This is a genomic window from Mesorhizobium tamadayense (assembly GCF_003863365.1).
GTDB lineage: Bacteria > Pseudomonadota > Alphaproteobacteria > Rhizobiales > Rhizobiaceae > Mesorhizobium > Mesorhizobium tamadayense.
Genome location: NZ_RQXT01000003.1, coordinates 64844 through 79730, shown reverse-complemented (window position 1 = coordinate 79730; position 14887 = coordinate 64844). Strand labels below are relative to the sequence as shown.

At 62.8% G+C, this 14887-nt stretch carries 14 protein-coding genes and 1 pseudogene; 9 read left to right on the top strand and 6 right to left on the bottom strand.

From position 1 onward, the window contains the following. Positions 1-30 precede the first annotated feature (30 nt). The 5 genes from EH240_RS03595 to EH240_RS03575 all read right to left on the bottom strand — a co-directional run bounded on the left by EH240_RS03595 (position 31) and on the right by EH240_RS03575 (position 4153). Positions 31-771: a CpaD family pilus assembly protein gene (locus EH240_RS03595; protein WP_124996050.1), complete on the bottom strand. Its 741-nt coding sequence runs from the start codon at positions 769-771 to the stop codon at positions 31-33. A gap of 14 nt (positions 772-785) precedes the next feature. After that, the gene (locus EH240_RS03590; RefSeq protein ID WP_124996049.1) at positions 786-2312 is read right to left on the bottom strand and encodes a type II and III secretion system protein family protein; all 1527 of its coding nucleotides are present in this window, start codon (positions 2310-2312) and stop codon (positions 786-788) included. Beyond that, positions 2309-3118, bottom strand: a complete 810-nt coding sequence (cpaB, locus tag EH240_RS03585; protein ID WP_124996048.1) for a Flp pilus assembly protein CpaB — start codon at positions 3116-3118, stop codon at positions 2309-2311. The genes EH240_RS03590 and cpaB overlap by 4 nt, the downstream gene beginning before the upstream one ends. A 190-nt stretch (positions 3119-3308) precedes the next feature. Beyond that, entirely contained in the window at positions 3309-3827 is a 519-nt protein-coding gene (locus EH240_RS03580) for an A24 family peptidase (protein ID WP_124996047.1), read from the bottom strand. 152 nt (positions 3828-3979) lie between these two features. Continuing rightward, positions 3980-4153, bottom strand: coding sequence for a Flp family type IVb pilin (locus EH240_RS03575; RefSeq protein WP_124996046.1), 174 nt, complete (start codon positions 4151-4153; stop codon positions 3980-3982). Between the two features lie 356 nt (positions 4154-4509). Between EH240_RS03575 and EH240_RS03570 the strand changes: the two genes are divergently transcribed. From EH240_RS03570 to EH240_RS03560, 3 genes are all read left to right on the top strand, one after another. After that, the gene (locus tag EH240_RS03570; protein WP_124996045.1) at positions 4510-4932 is read left to right on the top strand and encodes a pilus assembly protein N-terminal domain-containing protein; all 423 of its coding nucleotides are present in this window, start codon (positions 4510-4512) and stop codon (positions 4930-4932) included. Positions 4933-5070: 138 nt separating this feature from the next. Beyond that, positions 5071-5679 carry a TadE/TadG family type IV pilus assembly protein gene (locus tag EH240_RS03565; RefSeq protein WP_124996044.1) on the top strand — a complete coding sequence of 203 codons (609 nt, stop codon included), beginning with the start codon at positions 5071-5073 and terminating at the stop codon, positions 5677-5679. Between the two features lie 41 nt (positions 5680-5720). Further along, positions 5721-6341 (top strand): TadE/TadG family type IV pilus assembly protein, encoded by a 621-nt coding sequence (locus EH240_RS03560; protein ID WP_124996043.1) that lies wholly within the window; start codon positions 5721-5723, stop codon positions 6339-6341. Between the two features lie 4 nt (positions 6342-6345). On the opposite strand, the pseudogene EH240_RS03555 reads toward EH240_RS03560, so the two are convergent. Continuing rightward, positions 6346-7237: pseudogene (locus tag EH240_RS03555) on the bottom strand (phosphate/phosphite/phosphonate ABC transporter substrate-binding protein). A gap of 176 nt (positions 7238-7413) precedes the next feature. Here EH240_RS03555 and EH240_RS03550 point away from each other — a divergent pair. From EH240_RS03550 to dnaN, 6 genes are all read left to right on the top strand, one after another. Continuing rightward, positions 7414-8661, top strand: a complete 1248-nt coding sequence (locus EH240_RS03550) for a phosphopentomutase (protein WP_124996042.1) — start codon at positions 7414-7416, stop codon at positions 8659-8661. Further along, entirely contained in the window at positions 8645-9535 is an 891-nt protein-coding gene (gene mutM, locus EH240_RS03545; RefSeq protein ID WP_124996041.1) for a bifunctional DNA-formamidopyrimidine glycosylase/DNA-(apurinic or apyrimidinic site) lyase, read from the top strand. The genes EH240_RS03550 and mutM overlap by 17 nt, the downstream gene beginning before the upstream one ends. Positions 9536-9575: 40 nt before the next feature. Continuing rightward, positions 9576-10349, top strand: coding sequence for an enoyl-CoA hydratase (locus EH240_RS03540; RefSeq protein WP_124996040.1), 774 nt, complete (start codon positions 9576-9578; stop codon positions 10347-10349). Positions 10350-10497: 148 nt separating this feature from the next. Continuing rightward, positions 10498-10764 (top strand): 30S ribosomal protein S20, encoded by a 267-nt coding sequence (gene rpsT, locus EH240_RS03535; protein ID WP_124996039.1) that lies wholly within the window; start codon positions 10498-10500, stop codon positions 10762-10764. Positions 10765-11667: 903 nt separating this feature from the next. Then, complete coding sequence (dnaA, locus tag EH240_RS03530) at positions 11668-13140, top strand: chromosomal replication initiator protein DnaA (RefSeq protein ID WP_245435815.1); 1473 nt, start codon at positions 11668-11670, stop codon at positions 13138-13140. Positions 13141-13500: 360 nt separating this feature from the next. Then, complete coding sequence (gene dnaN, locus EH240_RS03525) at positions 13501-14619, top strand: DNA polymerase III subunit beta (protein WP_124996037.1); 1119 nt, start codon at positions 13501-13503, stop codon at positions 14617-14619. Positions 14620-14887: the final 268 nt, after the last annotated feature.

Below are 14887 nucleotides of genomic sequence, written 5' to 3'. Positions count from 1 at the left end.
CGTCATGCTCTTTCCGTGATCCGGCGCGGCTCAGTAAGTCACTTCCGAATTGCCGAGGAACTCGTCCGAAATGCCTCTGCCGCGATAGACATCGATCACCCTGCCGCGATTTTCGGCGTCGATGTCGGACTGCTTGCGCGGCCCGAGTAGATCGTTGGGATTGGACATCTGGGCGGCAAGGTTGTTCTGATATGAACACCCGAAATCTGCGTAGTGCCTGTTTTCCGATGTCTGCAGCAGGTCTTCCGGCCAGCGCCCGCATTTGTCGGTCTGGGCCTTCACGGTAACGAAGGCGACGCGGACCGGCGCCGAGGCTTCAGGCACGGCGGACTGGTAAGACGTCATGACGATCCGGTCGCGCTTGACGCCGGCCGCCATGGCAAGCCTGGCGAAGTCACGGCTGGCGGCCTGGGCGGCGGCCTGGTTCGCGGAACCGACCGGCGTCGCAATGGTCAGCGCCGGCGCAGCGCTCCTGTCGTAACCGTCGAGGAAGCCGAGCAGTGTGTCGCGCTGCGAGCCCGTCATGCCGCGATCACCGGCGCCGACCGGAAGGTCGATCTTCTGGTTCTTCTCGGCGATGACGATCGGATGATTGGTGCGATAGTCGTCCGGGATGGCGCCAACCGTAACGCTGTCGCGGTGCCAGCTGGAGCAGCCGGCGAGCGACGTCGCAAGCATGATCGCCAGGGCGGGAGCGACAGCCCGGCGGATACGTTCGCGGCCCGATCCTGCCACCGCGATCGTCATGGCCTTTGATGCTGACTGAGACATATCCGCTTCCCCGCTCACTTGTAGATGAAGCCAACGACGCCGTGATAACGGCCGGGTGGCCTGTCGGTCTGCATGGTGCCGTAGACGCGATTGACGCGGCCAAGGAACATGCCTGCGCCGTCGCTCGGCGCGTTGAAATTGTCGTCGGGCTTGGCCAATTCGTTGCGCGCCACCGGCCGCGCCAGATAGGGCGTGATGATGATGACGAGCTCGCTCTCGTTGCGCACGAAGTCGCGGCTGCGGAAGAGCGCGCCGAGCACGGGGATCTTGGTCAGCCCGGGCAATCCGTTGACAGCCTGCCTGACGTCGTCGCGCACGAGGCCTGCGATCATCATCGAACCACCGGAAGGCAGCTCCACCGTCGTATCGGCCAGGCGCTTGCGCAGCGACAAGGCGTTCATGCCGGGACTCGTGACGCCCTCGGAGAGCGAAACCGATGCCTCGGTTGTCGGCTCGGAGACGGAGGTCCTGACTTTCAGGCTAATCCGGCCGGGTGACAGCACCACCGGCTGGAACTCCAATCCGATGCCGTATTCGATCTTCTCGATCGAATAGGTCTTCAGCCCTGTCTGGTTGTCAGTCGAGACGTTGGCGGAAACGCTGTTCACCATGTTGTATTCGCCGCCGACCTTGAAGGTCGCCTTCTCGCCGGACACCGCAGTGAGCGTCGGCTCAGCCAGCGTCTTCATGACGCCGGCCGATTCCATGGCATTGATGTAGGCTTGGATCGACGACGTCCCGACATTGAAGCCCGAATTGGACAGCTGCTTGCCGAGGCCGGTGAAATTGTCGCTGAGCGCGCCCCAGGAAATGCCGTTGCTGCCGCCGTTGCCGATCATGTTGACGCCGAGCTGCTTCATCACCGAGCGGCTGACTTCCGCCACCGTCACCTTCAGCGTCACCTGATCGTCGCCGATGATCTGCAACAGATTGACGATCTTGGAGACCCGGCGCTCCTGGTCGGGATTGTTGATGTCGACGCCGCCATTGGCCGAGCCGCCGGCGGCTGTCTGGGAATATTGGCCGGTCGTCGCTTCACCGCCCGTGACGAAGATGGTCGCCAGGTCGACCGCGCGCTTGGCGTCGAGCGGAGTGTCCACATCGCCGGTGAGAATCACGTTGTCGTTCAGCAGCTCGACCTTGATCTGCGACGTCGGGAGGAAGCGCTTGAGATAGTCTTCCAGTCCGGCGACGTCGCGTTCGACCGCCAGGTCGAGGCTGGCAATCTGCTCGCCGTTGGGACCGAAGACGAAGATGTTGGTCTCGCCGACCGCCTTGCCGAACAGATAGATGCGGCGCGCCGTGCGCGTCACCGCGTCGGCGACCGCCGGATTGGCGACGAGGATGTCGTAGGCGTCGCTCGGCAGATCGATGACCACCGACTTGTTGAGACCGAGCTTGACGCGCTGCGAGGCGACCGAGGCCGTCACACCCGCCGCCCTGTTCGCGGCCTTGGCCTCGACGACGCCGGGCGCATTGGTGCCGAGCAGGAAAAGGCCGATTGCCGCCGCGATGCCCGGCAGTTTACCATTTAGCCTCATTTCCTTGCTCCCACTTCGGAAACTTCGCCCGACTTGATCAATCGCACCGTGCCGCGCCGGCCATTGCCGTTCACCAGATAATCGGCCTCGCCCAGATTCTTCTCATTCGTGTCGGTGATCGAACGCAGCGCCAGGGTCAGACGGTCCGCCATCTGCTGCGCCACGGTGATGATCTCCGCTTGCTGCGGCGTCAGCTCCAGCGTCGCGGTCTGGCCGACCCTGGTCTTCTTGCCTTCCTCGTCCTCCTGGATGGTCTGGTCGATGGCCAGGACACGGATGTTCTTGAGGATGGTCTCGGTGCTGAAGCCGCTGCCGCCGTTACCGGCGTCGGCGCGCCGGGTCATGATGACGTCGACGAAATCATTGGGCAGGATAAAGCCGCCTGCCGATGTGTCGGCCGATATGGCGGTCGCGACCGCGCGCATGCCGGACGGCAGGATCGACGACATGAAGCTCTGCCCCTCGCCGACCAGCTTGGAGCGCCGCAACGGCTCGCCGGTATACATGGCCACACGGGCCACAGAGCCCTTGAGCTTTTCGACCGCGTCCGGTTCGGCAGCACGAGTGATGAAATTGGCGTTGACGCCGCTGGCCGGCCACTGCTCCCAGCTGATGCTGTCACCGAGCTGGTTGCCCATCGCGACATCGCCGGAAAGCACCAAGACGTCCTGCAGCGCTATCGCCGGCGACTTGGCGTCGACGACGACCCGAGGCGCTGGCGCCACGACCATGTTCTTTGCGACATAGCCTGCGCCGCCCGCTGCGGCCACCGCCACGCCCAGAATGATCAATCGGGATGCTGGCATTCGTCCGAACCCTTCGCCCTCAAGGCAAACAACCTCGCCAGGCCGGACTTTGCAGCTGCAATCGTCAAAACAAGGTTAATGTAATGCTTACGATCGTGATTAATTTAAGGTTTACTTAAATTGGATGGACCCGCTTGTCGTTAACGAAAAAGGCGGCCAGGCCGCCTCGAGAAACTCTCTTGCGAAACAGCTAGGTGGTGAGCCTGTCCAGCGCCCAGACCATCAGCGGCGAATCCGGAAAGGTGATAAGCCCGCCGAGCCCAAGCGCGACGCCGTAAGGAATGCCCACGCTCTCGTCGGCGAAATGGCGCAGAAAGCGGTTATGGCCGGTATAGACCGCGAATGGCGATTTCCGGTAGGCCAGAATGGCAATCGTCAGCAGGCCACCGATCAATGTCGAGGTTACCAGATAGCCGATGAGATTGATGTTGAGCCCCATCCATACCGCGGTCGCCGCCAGGAGCTTGGCATCGCCGCCGCCCATGCCGCCGAGCGCGAACAGGCCGAAGGTCACCGCCAGCACCAGGGCACCAGCCGCGAAGTGCCAGCCATAGGTTGCCCAGTCCATCCCGGTCAAGGGAGCTACCAGGGCAAACGTCGCCAGGAGCAGCACCGGCACCCGGTTGGCGATCGTCATCGAAAGCATGTCAGAGATCGCCGCGAACAGCATGCAGAAAGGAAAGACAACGAAGATCACGGCTTCAAGCATGGGACAACACAATGCCAAAAATAACACGCCCATTAACGGTCAGTCAGTGCCGAGCGATCAAAATCGCGCGCAACCAGATGCGGCAACGAACAAGGGCCGCCTTGAGGCGGCCCTTCCCGTCGAGAGCGACTTCGTCGTCACTCGGTTTGTTACTAGTTGGAGTTTTTGACCGCACTGGCAATCGCCGTGAACTTCTCGTTCAGGGCGGTGCCGAGCTGGCCGGCGCCAACCATGATGGCGAGCGCGATGAGAGCGGCGATCAGGCCGTATTCGATGGCGGTCGCGCCGGATTCGTCCTTCACGAAACGTGCGATGAGGTTAGACATTCGAGAGCTCCTACTCCACGTGTTACAGCACTTCCGTCAACTTCTGTTTGGCGGTTGATCGGATGCCGCAAATCTAGGGAGAAGCCCTTTCAATCGGCTTAATAAATACCCTTACCGATTCCTTTCCGGCGGCGAACCCGTTGCTTGGTTAACCGTGGCCTAAATATCGAAAGGCGGCATGGCGGGCAGGAAAAGCGCGGAGATCCGGCCCACCCGCGATTTTGCTAAAACAGCGCATGCTGCTGGCTCATGACCCTCGATGCGACCAATCCTTATCGCAGCCATGCAGCGTTTAACCGTCGGTTCACCAATTTCGTTCATCTTCCGTTGAACAGTCTGCCGCCCGGAGCGCTTCAATGACCTTGTCGAGATCGCCATTTCCAGTCGTCGCGCTGCTGGCAGTTGCCGCTTTCCTCATGCCGGCCAGCGCCGGCACCGGCATCGAGGTCACCATGAATCAGGCAAAGATCGTCAAACTGTCGCGCGCCGCCGATACGATCGTCATCGGCAATCCGGCAATCGCCGACGCCGCCGTGCAAGATGCCTCGACGGTCGTCCTCACCGGCAAGGGGTTCGGCGTCACCAATCTGGTCGTGCTCGATTCTGATGGCAGCCCGATCATCGATGAGCAGGTGACGGTCGTCCGCCAAGCCGCATCCTCGGTGCGCATCTACCGGCGCGCCGACGTCCAGACCATGTCCTGCACGCCCTATTGCGAAAGCTCGTTCAAGAGCGAAGCGGAGAGAACTTCCGAAACCGAAATGAACGCAGCCCGCTGAGGCTGATGCCGGGAAGCGCCCGCGACGTTAATGGCGGGTTAAAGGTCGCCCGGCGAATTTAACGCTCGTCCAAACCGGACCTCAATGGGTTTTCGCTATGTTGCCGCCGACATTGCAAGGGATCGGCAGGAACGGGACATGAGCAAGGATCCGGCATCCGAGGGTGGCATGGACGGCAAGGCACGGGCAAAGCCCCGCCATGGCTTCTTCAGCGACAGGCGCGGCAGCACGGCGTTGGAATTCGCGATGCTGGCCATGCCGTTCGCGCTGCTCGTTTTCGCCATCCTCGAAAGCTGCATCTCGTTCGCCGGCCAGGAAGTGATGGCCAACGCCACCGACGATATCGCGCGCCAGTTGCGAACGGGCCAGATCAGGAAAGCCGACGTCACCGAAGCCTCGATCAAGACGCTGATCTGCGACAGGCTGGAGATCATGGTCGCCACGAACTGCCTCGGGTCCGGGTCAAACGCTTCACTGCTGGTGGACCTGCGCGAATATGCCACCTTCGCCGACGCCGCTGCGGCGGGCTTCAAGATCGTGGACCGCGACATCGTGCTGACGCAAGGCGCCGGCTCGACAAGCTTCACGGTTTCTCCCGGGCTGGCGGAATCGAAAAATATGCTGCGGGTTTTCTATAAATGGCCGGTCATGACCGATTTCCTGGCCAAGCAGATGGCCAATCTGAAAGACGGCAAGACATTGCACTTCGCATCGGTGACCTGGCAGAACGAACCATTCGACAACTGAGATTGCGGTCGGCCGGGACTGCGGCGGCGTAGGGGTAAGATATGTACCGTGCGGGGGCACACTGGGGAAATTCGGCTATTGTGGCGAAGGCAGCGCGGTTTTGCCGCGATCGCCGCGGCATCGCGGCAATCGAGTTCGCGTTCATCGTGCCGGTGCTGCTCATCATGTACTTCATCACGATGGAAGCCTCGCAGGCGATCGAGACCAGCAAGAAGGTCAGCCGCATCGGCAGCATGGTGGCGGACCTCGTCACGCAGCAGACGAGCGTAGACAAAGCCGCTCTCGATGCGATCATGAGGATCGGCACCTCGACGCTGCAGCCCTACAACCGCTCTACGCCGACGATCATCATTACCGGGATCCAGATCACCGACGAAGCGACGCCCAAGGTGAAGGTGGCGTGGTCGCGCAAGCTTGTAGGCAGCACCTATAGCGTCGACGCGGTGAAGGACAGCATCACCACGGTTCCGTCAACGCTGACGATCCGCAACACCTTCCTTGTCCGGGTGGAAAGCGACCTCGGCTACAAGCCGATCATCACCTGGTCGGCCGGCGATTCGAAGGCACTTGGCTTGACCTCGGCCTTCAACAACATAGCCATGGGCGAAACATACTATCTGAGGCCGCGCCGCGGCCCCACGGTACTCTGCACCGATTGCTGAGAAATCATTGCTGGCCGCCCGATTCCCGCTGCACGATGGCCAGCGCCGTTGCGTAGTCCTTTGACACGGCCAGCTCGAAGCCGCCGGAATGCGTCGATTCCAGAAGATCGTAGACGTCCGGGGTCAGCGACTTGAGATTGGTCAGGAACACGGCCAGCCGACGATTTGCTTCGGCATCGAGATCGCTGCGCACGGCATGAGGGCCGTATCGCAGCGGAGCCGAGGTCCATAGCACCCGAAGCGACGTCTTCGGGACGCCGGCGGCCTCGAGCCGCATGATCGTGCCGCCCGTATCGATGGGCTGGCCATCGGCGCCGACGGGCTCCCAGCCGAACAGGCCGTCGGCTTCGCCGTCGCCGAGCATCGTCTCGGCCGCGGTGGCCGAAGGGGAGCGCGCCAGGAAGGGTGAATCCTCCGCGATCTTCACGCCTTCGCCAGCCAGACCGGTCAGTGGCAGCAGAGAACCGGCGACATTGTCCGCGGGCGCGATCGCGATCCGGTGCGATGCCATGGCGGCGAGGTCCGGCACTTTGCCGTCGCGCGTCACCAGCACGGACCGGATGCCGACGGCCCCATCGGCATCGACCGGCGCCACCAGCGGCTCGACGCAGCCGCAGCGCTCCGAAGCAGAAGCATAAGCGAGCGCCGAATAGACCGCGTACTGGACGCGGCCGCTCGCCTGCGCCTCGATCAACGCCGCATAGTCGCGGGCAACCACGAACTCGACCTTCATGCAGCGCGTTGGTATAGGCATCGGTCAAGCGTGCCCGGCCGGGAACTGTGTTGCCGCCTCCGGGCTCGGCGACGATGCCTATGCGAAACGTGCCGATTTCGTCGCGCCAGTCGGCGTACGCCGGCGAGGCCGCGCAGAGCACCGCGAGAGCCGCCGCGCACATCCCCAAAGCCTGGCTTGCCACGGATCCCCCGACCTTGCCCATCCCTTGCCGCGCTCCGCCGACGCTGCGCCCGATTGCAGGACTGTGGCGCAGGCCGTTGCGGGTTGGTTTCCGATTTGCCAACGCCGCCGCGGAACCTTATGTCTGGCTGCCTGGACTGGCAACAATGGCACCCAATGGCGCGGGCTTTCCTATTCGTTCTCGATTCTTTCGGCGTCGGCGGAGCGGCCGATGCCGAACGCTACGGCGATGCCGGCGCCAACACGTTCGGGCATATCGCGCAGGCCTGCGCCGAAGGCCGCGCGGATCGCGAAGGCTTGCGCAGCGGACCGCTCGCCGTGCCCAACATGATCTCGCTCGGACTTGTCCGCGCGGCACACACGGCAACCGGGCTGAAGCTCGACGTCGACATGCCGCTGCTTGCCGCGTCCTTCCATGGCGCCGCCCAGGAGATTTCGAGCGGCAAGGACACGCCGTCGGGCCATTGGGAGATCGCCGGCCTGCCCGTGCGTTTCGACTGGGGCTACTTTCCCGACACCGTGCCGGCCTTCCCGGCCGAGCTGACCGGCGCGATCATCCGCGAAGGCAAGGTGCCGGGCATCCTCGGCGATTGCCATGCGCCCGGAACCGAGATCATCGAGCGCTTCGGCGAGGAGCACGTCCGCACCGGCAAGCCGATCTGTTACACCTCGGTGGACTCCGTGTTGCAGATCGCCGCGCACGAGACGCATTTCGGCCTGGAAAGACTGTATGAGCTCTGCCGGACGGTGCGCCGACTGATCGATCCGCTCAAGATCGGACGGGTGATCGCGCGGCCCTTCGTGGGCGAGACGAAAGCCACCTTCCAGCGCACCCACAACCGCCGCGACTATGCCGTGCCGCCGCCGGAGCCAACCCTGCTCGACCGTCTGACGGAGCGCGGCGGCAAGGTCATCGCCGTCGGCAAGATCGGCGACATCTTCGCCCATCGCGGCATCTCGGAGGTGCGCAAGGCGGGCGGCAACATGGCGATGTTCGACAAGGCGCTGGGCGCCATGGACGACGCCGGCGAAGGCGATCTGGTCTTCGCCAATTTCGTCGATTTCGACACCGAGTTCGGCCACAGGCGCGATGTGGCCGGCTATGCCGGAGCGCTCGAGGCCTTCGACCGCCGGCTGCCGGAAGCGCTGTCGCGCATCAAGCCGGGCGACCTGCTCATCCTCACCGCAGACCATGGCAATGATCCGATCTGGCGCGGCACCGACCACACGCGCGAGCGCATTCCAGTGATCGGCATCGGGCCGGGACTGACGGGCGGCGACATCGGTCTCAGGCCGACCTTCGCCGATATCGGCGAAACCGTCGCCGACCATCTTGGCCTCGCGCCCGGCCGCCACGGAACGTCCTTCCTAGCGACGATAGGCGGCCATGCCCGAACTGCCTGAAGTCGAAACGGTCCGGCGCGGGCTGCAGCCGGTTCTGGAAGGGGCGCGGCTCGCCAACGTCGAGGCGCGCAGGCCAGACCTTCGCTTTCCTTTTCCCGAACGCTTTTCGGAGCGGCTTACCGGCAAGACCGTGACGGCGCTTGGCCGGCGCGCCAAATATCTGACGATGCACATCGAAGACGGTCCGGTGCTGATTTGCCATCTCGGCATGTCGGGATCGTTCCGCGTCGAAACCGCCGGGAACGGCGACATGCCCGGCACCTTCCATCACGAACGCTCGAAGAGCGCGGCACATGACCACGTCGTGTTCGATGTCGTCTCGCCGAAGGGCGAGCGGTCCCGCGTCATCTTCAACGACCCGCGCCGTTTCGGCTTCATGCTGTTTGCCGAAGGGGCGCCGGACACCCATCCGATGCTGGCGGGGCTGGGCATCGAGCCGACCGGCAACGCGCTTGACGGCCCCTTGCTCGCCGCGCTGCTCGAAGGCCGCAGATCGCCGCTCAAGGCGGCGTTGCTCGACCAGCGGCTGATCGCCGGACTCGGCAATATATATGTGTCGGAGGCGCTATGGCGCGCCGGCCTGTCGCCGCTGCGCGAAGCCGGCACCATCGCCGGCTCGGGCAAGAAAGCGAAACAACAATGCGAACGCCTGGCAGCGGCGATCCGCTCGGTCATCGCCGACGCGATCGCCGCCGGCGGATCCTCGCTGCGCGACTATGTCCAGGCAGACGGGTCGCTCGGCTATTTCCAGCATTCCTTCGCGGTCTACGACCGCGAAGGCGAGCCGTGTCAGAAACCGGGCTGCAGCGGCCACATCGAGCGCGTCGTGCAGAGCGGCCGTTCGACCTTCTATTGCCGGACCTGTCAGCGGTGAGCTAGACCGGTCGCTTCAATCGAAGCGAGGAGACGATGCCATGACCTACGAAACCATTCTCGTGGAGACACGCGGCAAGGTCGGGCTGATCACGCTGAACCGGCCGAAGGCGCTCAACGCCCTGAATTCGCAGGTGCTGGCCGAGATCGTGGCGGCCGTGAACGCGTTCGGCGCCGATGCCGATATCGGCGCGATGGTGCTTACAGGCTCGGAAAAGGCGTTCGCGGCCGGCGCCGACATCAAGGAAATGCAGGCAATCTCCTTCGCCGACGCCTATACCCAGGACTTCTTCGTCGGCTGGGAGGAACTTACACGCGCACGCAAGCCGATCATCGCGGCGGTCGCCGGCTATGCGCTCGGCGGCGGCTGCGAGCTGGCCATGATGTGCGATTTCATCATCGCCGCCGACAATGCAAAATTCGGCCAACCCGAAATCACGCTGGGCGTCATGCCGGGTATGGGCGGATCGCAGCGACTGACCCGCTTCGTCGGCAAGTCGAAGGCGATGGACATGTGCCTGACCGGGAGGATGATGGACGCCGCCGAAGCCGAGCGCTGCGGACTGGTATCGCGGGTGGTGCCGATAGGCGAACTGGTCGACGAAGCGCGGAAGGCGGCGGCGAAGATCGCCGAGTTTTCACTGCCATCAGTGATGATGGCCAAGGAAGCCGTCAACCGGGCCTATGAGACGACGCTTGCCGAAGGGCTGCGCTTCGAGCGCCGCCTGTTCCATTCGCTGTTCGCGCTCGACGACCAGAAGGAGGGCATGGCCGCCTTCGTCGAGAAGCGGAAGCCGAATTTCAGCAACCGCTAGGATCGGCCAAAAAGAAGCCGGCGCGGCGTTGACGCGCCGGAAAAGCTGAACTATAAGCCGCACCAACCGAGGCGGCCCCGTGGCTGCCCGTTTGTTTTTTGCGCCCTGCGACACCCGCTGGCGCCCACCAGATCAGAAGAGAGGCATCATGGCCAATACGTCCTCGGCCAAAAAGGCAACGCGCAAGATCGCCCGCCGCGCGGCGATCAACAAGAACCGCCGGTCGCGCGTCCGCACCTACGTCCGCCAGGTCGAAGAGGCGCTTGCCGCCGGCGACAAGGCCGCCGCGCTGGAAGCGTTCAAGGCCGCGGAGCCGGAATTGATGCGCGCCGCAACCAAGGGTGTCATCCACAAGAACACGGCTTCCCGCAAGGTTTCGCGGCTGGCCCAGCGGGTCAAGGTGCTGTCGGCCTGACCGACTTCCCTTTAGAACCGTTATCCTTGAACCCGGCCGCACAGGCCGGGTTTTTTCGTTTGCCGGCAAGTACTTAAAAAGAACGCTCGCACAACGGCGCTCGGACCGAATTTCAAAGTTGCAGATGTTTTGCCGGCATATACATAATCGGTCATGTCGACACCCGCCGGATGCGACATGGTCCCGATTTAGCCTGTCACAAATTCCATATATTTTTCAGTAACTTACTGGCGGTCATCCACAGCTTGTTCAAGTCGCGGAGGAGCGGCGGGGGACAAGTAGCTGTCAAGAGAATTATTTCAGAAAATTTCGGATCGTCCGGCCTTTTTCATATTCGCCGGAAAAGGGTTTGAATCACAATGGCTTTGTCAAAACGTGCCCGGACGGCAGCCGCTCCGAACATGTCTCCGCTAAGCAGATTCGTTAAAAATCGGTTAGACGTGGCCTTGCCCTATCCACAGCGATTTCGGTAATGTCCATTCATCGAAGGGAAGGGCATTAGCCCCCTGACCCAGCCTGAATCGGCCAGCACAAAATGGCGGAATTCATGACGTGGAGCAATTCCGCGTGGGGCTTGGTCTGTCTCTTCGGTGCGGGTAGGGGACTGGCGTAATTGTACATGGCAGGTCGACATTGTACCGGCGTTTTCGCCGGACGGCGTTGTATTGCCCTGGCATGATCAAGCCGGCTTGCGAGAGCCGGCATCGGTCCCTTGCGCAACGTTGCGACGATCGCCGGCGGCGGCGATGGCGCAGCGGAAACTCGCCGGACCCAGGGTGCAGGAGGCGCACTCCCGGCGGAAAAGGGTACGACAAGACAAGGAACTTGATCATGCAGAGCGGCATCGAACGGGAGATAGCAGGCGAGCTCCCATTCCCAGCAACTATCGTCGGAGGGGACGGCATGGCGGCATCCAGCGACGCTGAACAGAAGTTCGAGCGGGTCAAGGCCCAGTTGAAGGCGCGTCTGGGAGCCGAGGTCTATTCGAGCTGGTTTGGCCGCATGAAGGTTGCCGAGGCGTCGCGCGGCATTGTCCGCATCTCCGTGCCCACGGCCTTCCTGCGGTCGTGGATCAACGGCCACTATCTCGATCTCATCGCCGAACTGTGGAGACATGAGGATCCCGACCTTCTCAAGATCGAGATCATTGTGCGGACCGCCACGCGGCAGGGCCGCAACCATGTCGAGCCGGAGATCGCGCCTGCGCGCAAGATGACCAAGCAGGCGCAGACCGTGCTCGCCGCCGGAACGGCAAGCGCCGGCCGGGTGGAACGGACGCCGGCGCCCCGCCAGGGCGCGCCGGTGGAGACCGAGTTCCGCCACAATGTGCTGGGGTCGCCACTCGATCCGCGCTACACTTTCGCTTCTTTCATCGATGGCCCCTCGAACCGCGTGGCCTTCGCGGCGGCCAAGGCGGTGGCAGAATCGCAGTCGAGCGCGGTGCGCTTCAACCCGCTCTTCCTTCATGCGACCGTCGGATTGGGCAAGACGCATCTGTTGCAGGCGATCGCGGCGGAATCGCTGCGGCAAAACCCGAAATCGCGCGTGGTCTATCTGACGGCGGAATATTTCATGTGGCGCTTCGCCACCGCGATCCGCGACAACAATGCGCTCACCCTCAAGGAGCAGCTGCGCGATATCGATCTTCTGATCATCGACGACATGCAGTTCCTTCAGGGCAAGTCGATCCAGCATGAGTTCTGCCATCTCATCAACATGCTGCTCGACAGCGCCAAGCAGGTGGTGGTCGCCGCCGACCGGCCGCCCTCGGAACTGGAATCGCTGGAGCCGCGCGTGCGCTCGCGTCTCAATGGCGGCGTGGCGCTCGAAATGTCGGCGCCGGACTTCGCCATGCGCCTCGGCATGCTGAAGCTGCGCCTTGCCACCGCCAAGGTCGACGATGCCTCGCTCGATATTTCGGACGAGATCCTCGATCACGTCGCCCGCACGGTGACGGGCAGCGGGCGCGAGCTCGAAGGCGCCTTCAACCAGCTTCTGTTCCGCCAGTCCTTCGAGCCGCAGATCACAATCGACCGCATCGACGAGATCCTCGGCCACATCTACCGCTCGGGCGAGCCGAAGCGGGTGCGCATCGAGGACATCCAGCGCATCGTGGCGCGTCACTACAACGTGTCGAAGACAGAGCTGCTCTCCAACCGGCGCACGCGCACCATCGTCAAGCCGCGACAGGTGGCGATGTATCTGTCGAAAGTGATGACGCCGCGCTCGCTGCCGGAGATCGGACGGCGTTTCGGCGGCCGCGACCACACGACGGTGCTGCACGCCGTGCGCAAGATCGAAGATCTTTCCGGTGCCGACAACACGCTGGCGCAGGAGCTCGAACTGCTCAGAAGGCTCATCAACGAGCAGGCCTGAGCGGTTGCAAATCGATAAAGCGCGTCGCGTCGAAACAGATTCGAGCGACGCGCTTTAAGTGTTTGTTTTCATACATGTCGTTGCCCCAAAACCGCTGCGCATTTTTAGGCGACATGCACTTGTTTTCATGCATGTCGTTTTCCCGAAACCGCTACCCAGTTTTGGGCGACAGGCATCGGGTCGGCGCGCTTCGCCGGCTTTATCCCCAGAAAGCCCAGGCAACCGGCCGGAACCGGTGCCGTGGGCTTGCGCTTGCAGGCTTTTTACTGTCAGCTTACACAGATTCTGAGCTCTTCGGAGCTTTCGCGGGACGCCGCTCCCCGGTGACCCGCTCATTTATTGAAGCGAGCCTGTTTCGTCATGCGTGTTATCCTGGAACGGTCCAATCTCCTGAAGTCCCTCAACCACGTTCATCGCGTGGTGGAGCGGCGCAACACCATACCGATCCTGTCGAATGTGCTGCTCAGCGCCGAAGGCGCCAGCCTGGAGATGAAAGCGACCGACCTCGACCTCGAAGTGACGGAAGCCACGCCCGCCAAGGTCGAGCGCGGCGGCGCGACGACGGTGCCGGCGCATCTGCTCTACGATATCGTGCGCAAGCTCGCCGACGGCGCCGAGGTGATGCTGAAGACCGACGAGGACGGCAACGCGATGACCGTCACTTCCGGGCGCTCCAGCTTCCGCCTGCAGTGCCTGCCGCAGTCCGATTTCCCGGAGCTTTCGGCCGGCTCCTTCTCGCACATCTTCCGGCTCGACTCGGTGGCGCTCAAGGGCCTGATCGAGAAGACGCAGTTCGCCATCTCGACCGAGGAAACGCGCTACTATCTCAACGGCATCTTCCTGCACACGCATGAGGCGGGCGGCAAGCTGAAGCTGCGCTCGGTCGCGACCGACGGCCATCGCCTGGCACGCGCCGAGATCGACGCGCCGGCAGGCTCTGAAGGCATGCCCGGCATCATCATTCCGCGCAAGACGGTGAGCGAGCTGCAGAAGCTGGTCGACGACCCGGATGTGGCGGTGACGACGGAACTGTCGGACACCAAGATCCGCTTTACCATCGGCAGCGTCATTTTGACCTCGAAGCTGATCGACGGCACCTTCCCGGACTATCAGCGGGTCATTCCGACCGGCAACGACAAGAAGCTTATCATCGACCGCCAGAGCTTCGCCGCCGCCGTCGACCGCGTCTCGACCATTTCGTCCGAACGCGGCCGGGCAGTGAAACTGTCGATCAACGACGGCCTGCTCACGCTCGCCGTCAACAATCCGGATTCGGGCAGCGCCACCGAGGAGCTGGCGGCCGATTACTCGTCCGACCCGATCGAGATCGGCTTCAACGCCAAATATCTGCTCGATGTCGCGGCCCAACTCACCGGTACGGAGGCGAAGTTCATGCTGGCGGATGCCGGGTCTCCGACGCTGATCCACGACTTGGCCGACGAGACCGCGCTCTACGTGCTGATGCCGATGCGGGTCTAAAGCAGGTCGCGTGAAAAAGGATTCACGCCACCTGCTTTAGGTCTTTGAATTCAAGCATGTCTTTGCCCCGAAACCGCTGCACACTTTCGGGAGACATGCTTTAGGCCCGAGAGCGGTTCATCGTTTGTGTGAAACGGCGAACCACTCTATCTCTCTTTGCTTGACGCAATTCCGGACGCAAAAACCGTGTCTCGCTTTTCCTGGAATTGCTTTAGAGCGGTTCATCGGTTCACGCAGTACCGCTCTATCTGTTTGTTTTAGCCGCATT

What these genes read in the sequence shown, in the direction of transcription:
- dnaN (WP_124996037.1), top strand. Translation starts at nt 13,501, where the DNA reads ATGCGTGTTATCCTGGAACGGTCCAATCTCCTGAAGTCCCTCAACCAC.
- dnaA (WP_245435815.1), top strand. Translation starts at nt 11,668, where the DNA reads ATGGCGGCATCCAGCGACGCTGAACAGAAGTTCGAGCGGGTCAAGGCC.
- rpsT (WP_124996039.1), top strand. Translation starts at nt 10,498, where the DNA reads ATGGCCAATACGTCCTCGGCCAAAAAGGCAACGCGCAAGATCGCCCGC.
- mutM (WP_124996041.1), top strand. Translation starts at nt 8,645, where the DNA reads ATGCCCGAACTGCCTGAAGTCGAAACGGTCCGGCGCGGGCTGCAGCCG.
- EH240_RS03540 (WP_124996040.1), top strand. Translation starts at nt 9,576, where the DNA reads ATGACCTACGAAACCATTCTCGTGGAGACACGCGGCAAGGTCGGGCTG.
- EH240_RS03575 (WP_124996046.1), bottom strand. Translation starts at nt 4,153, where the DNA reads ATGTCTAACCTCATCGCACGTTTCGTGAAGGACGAATCCGGCGCGACC.
- cpaB (WP_124996048.1), bottom strand. Translation starts at nt 3,118, where the DNA reads ATGCCAGCATCCCGATTGATCATTCTGGGCGTGGCGGTGGCCGCAGCG.
- EH240_RS03565 (WP_124996044.1), top strand. Translation starts at nt 5,071, where the DNA reads ATGAGCAAGGATCCGGCATCCGAGGGTGGCATGGACGGCAAGGCACGG.
- EH240_RS03580 (WP_124996047.1), bottom strand. Translation starts at nt 3,827, where the DNA reads ATGCTTGAAGCCGTGATCTTCGTTGTCTTTCCTTTCTGCATGCTGTTC.
- EH240_RS03595 (WP_124996050.1), bottom strand. Translation starts at nt 771, where the DNA reads ATGTCTCAGTCAGCATCAAAGGCCATGACGATCGCGGTGGCAGGATCG.
- EH240_RS03550 (WP_124996042.1), top strand. Translation starts at nt 7,414, where the DNA reads ATGGCGCGGGCTTTCCTATTCGTTCTCGATTCTTTCGGCGTCGGCGGA.
- EH240_RS03570 (WP_124996045.1), top strand. Translation starts at nt 4,510, where the DNA reads ATGACCTTGTCGAGATCGCCATTTCCAGTCGTCGCGCTGCTGGCAGTT.
- EH240_RS03590 (WP_124996049.1), bottom strand. Translation starts at nt 2,312, where the DNA reads ATGAGGCTAAATGGTAAACTGCCGGGCATCGCGGCGGCAATCGGCCTT.
- EH240_RS03560 (WP_124996043.1), top strand. Translation starts at nt 5,721, where the DNA reads ATGTACCGTGCGGGGGCACACTGGGGAAATTCGGCTATTGTGGCGAAG.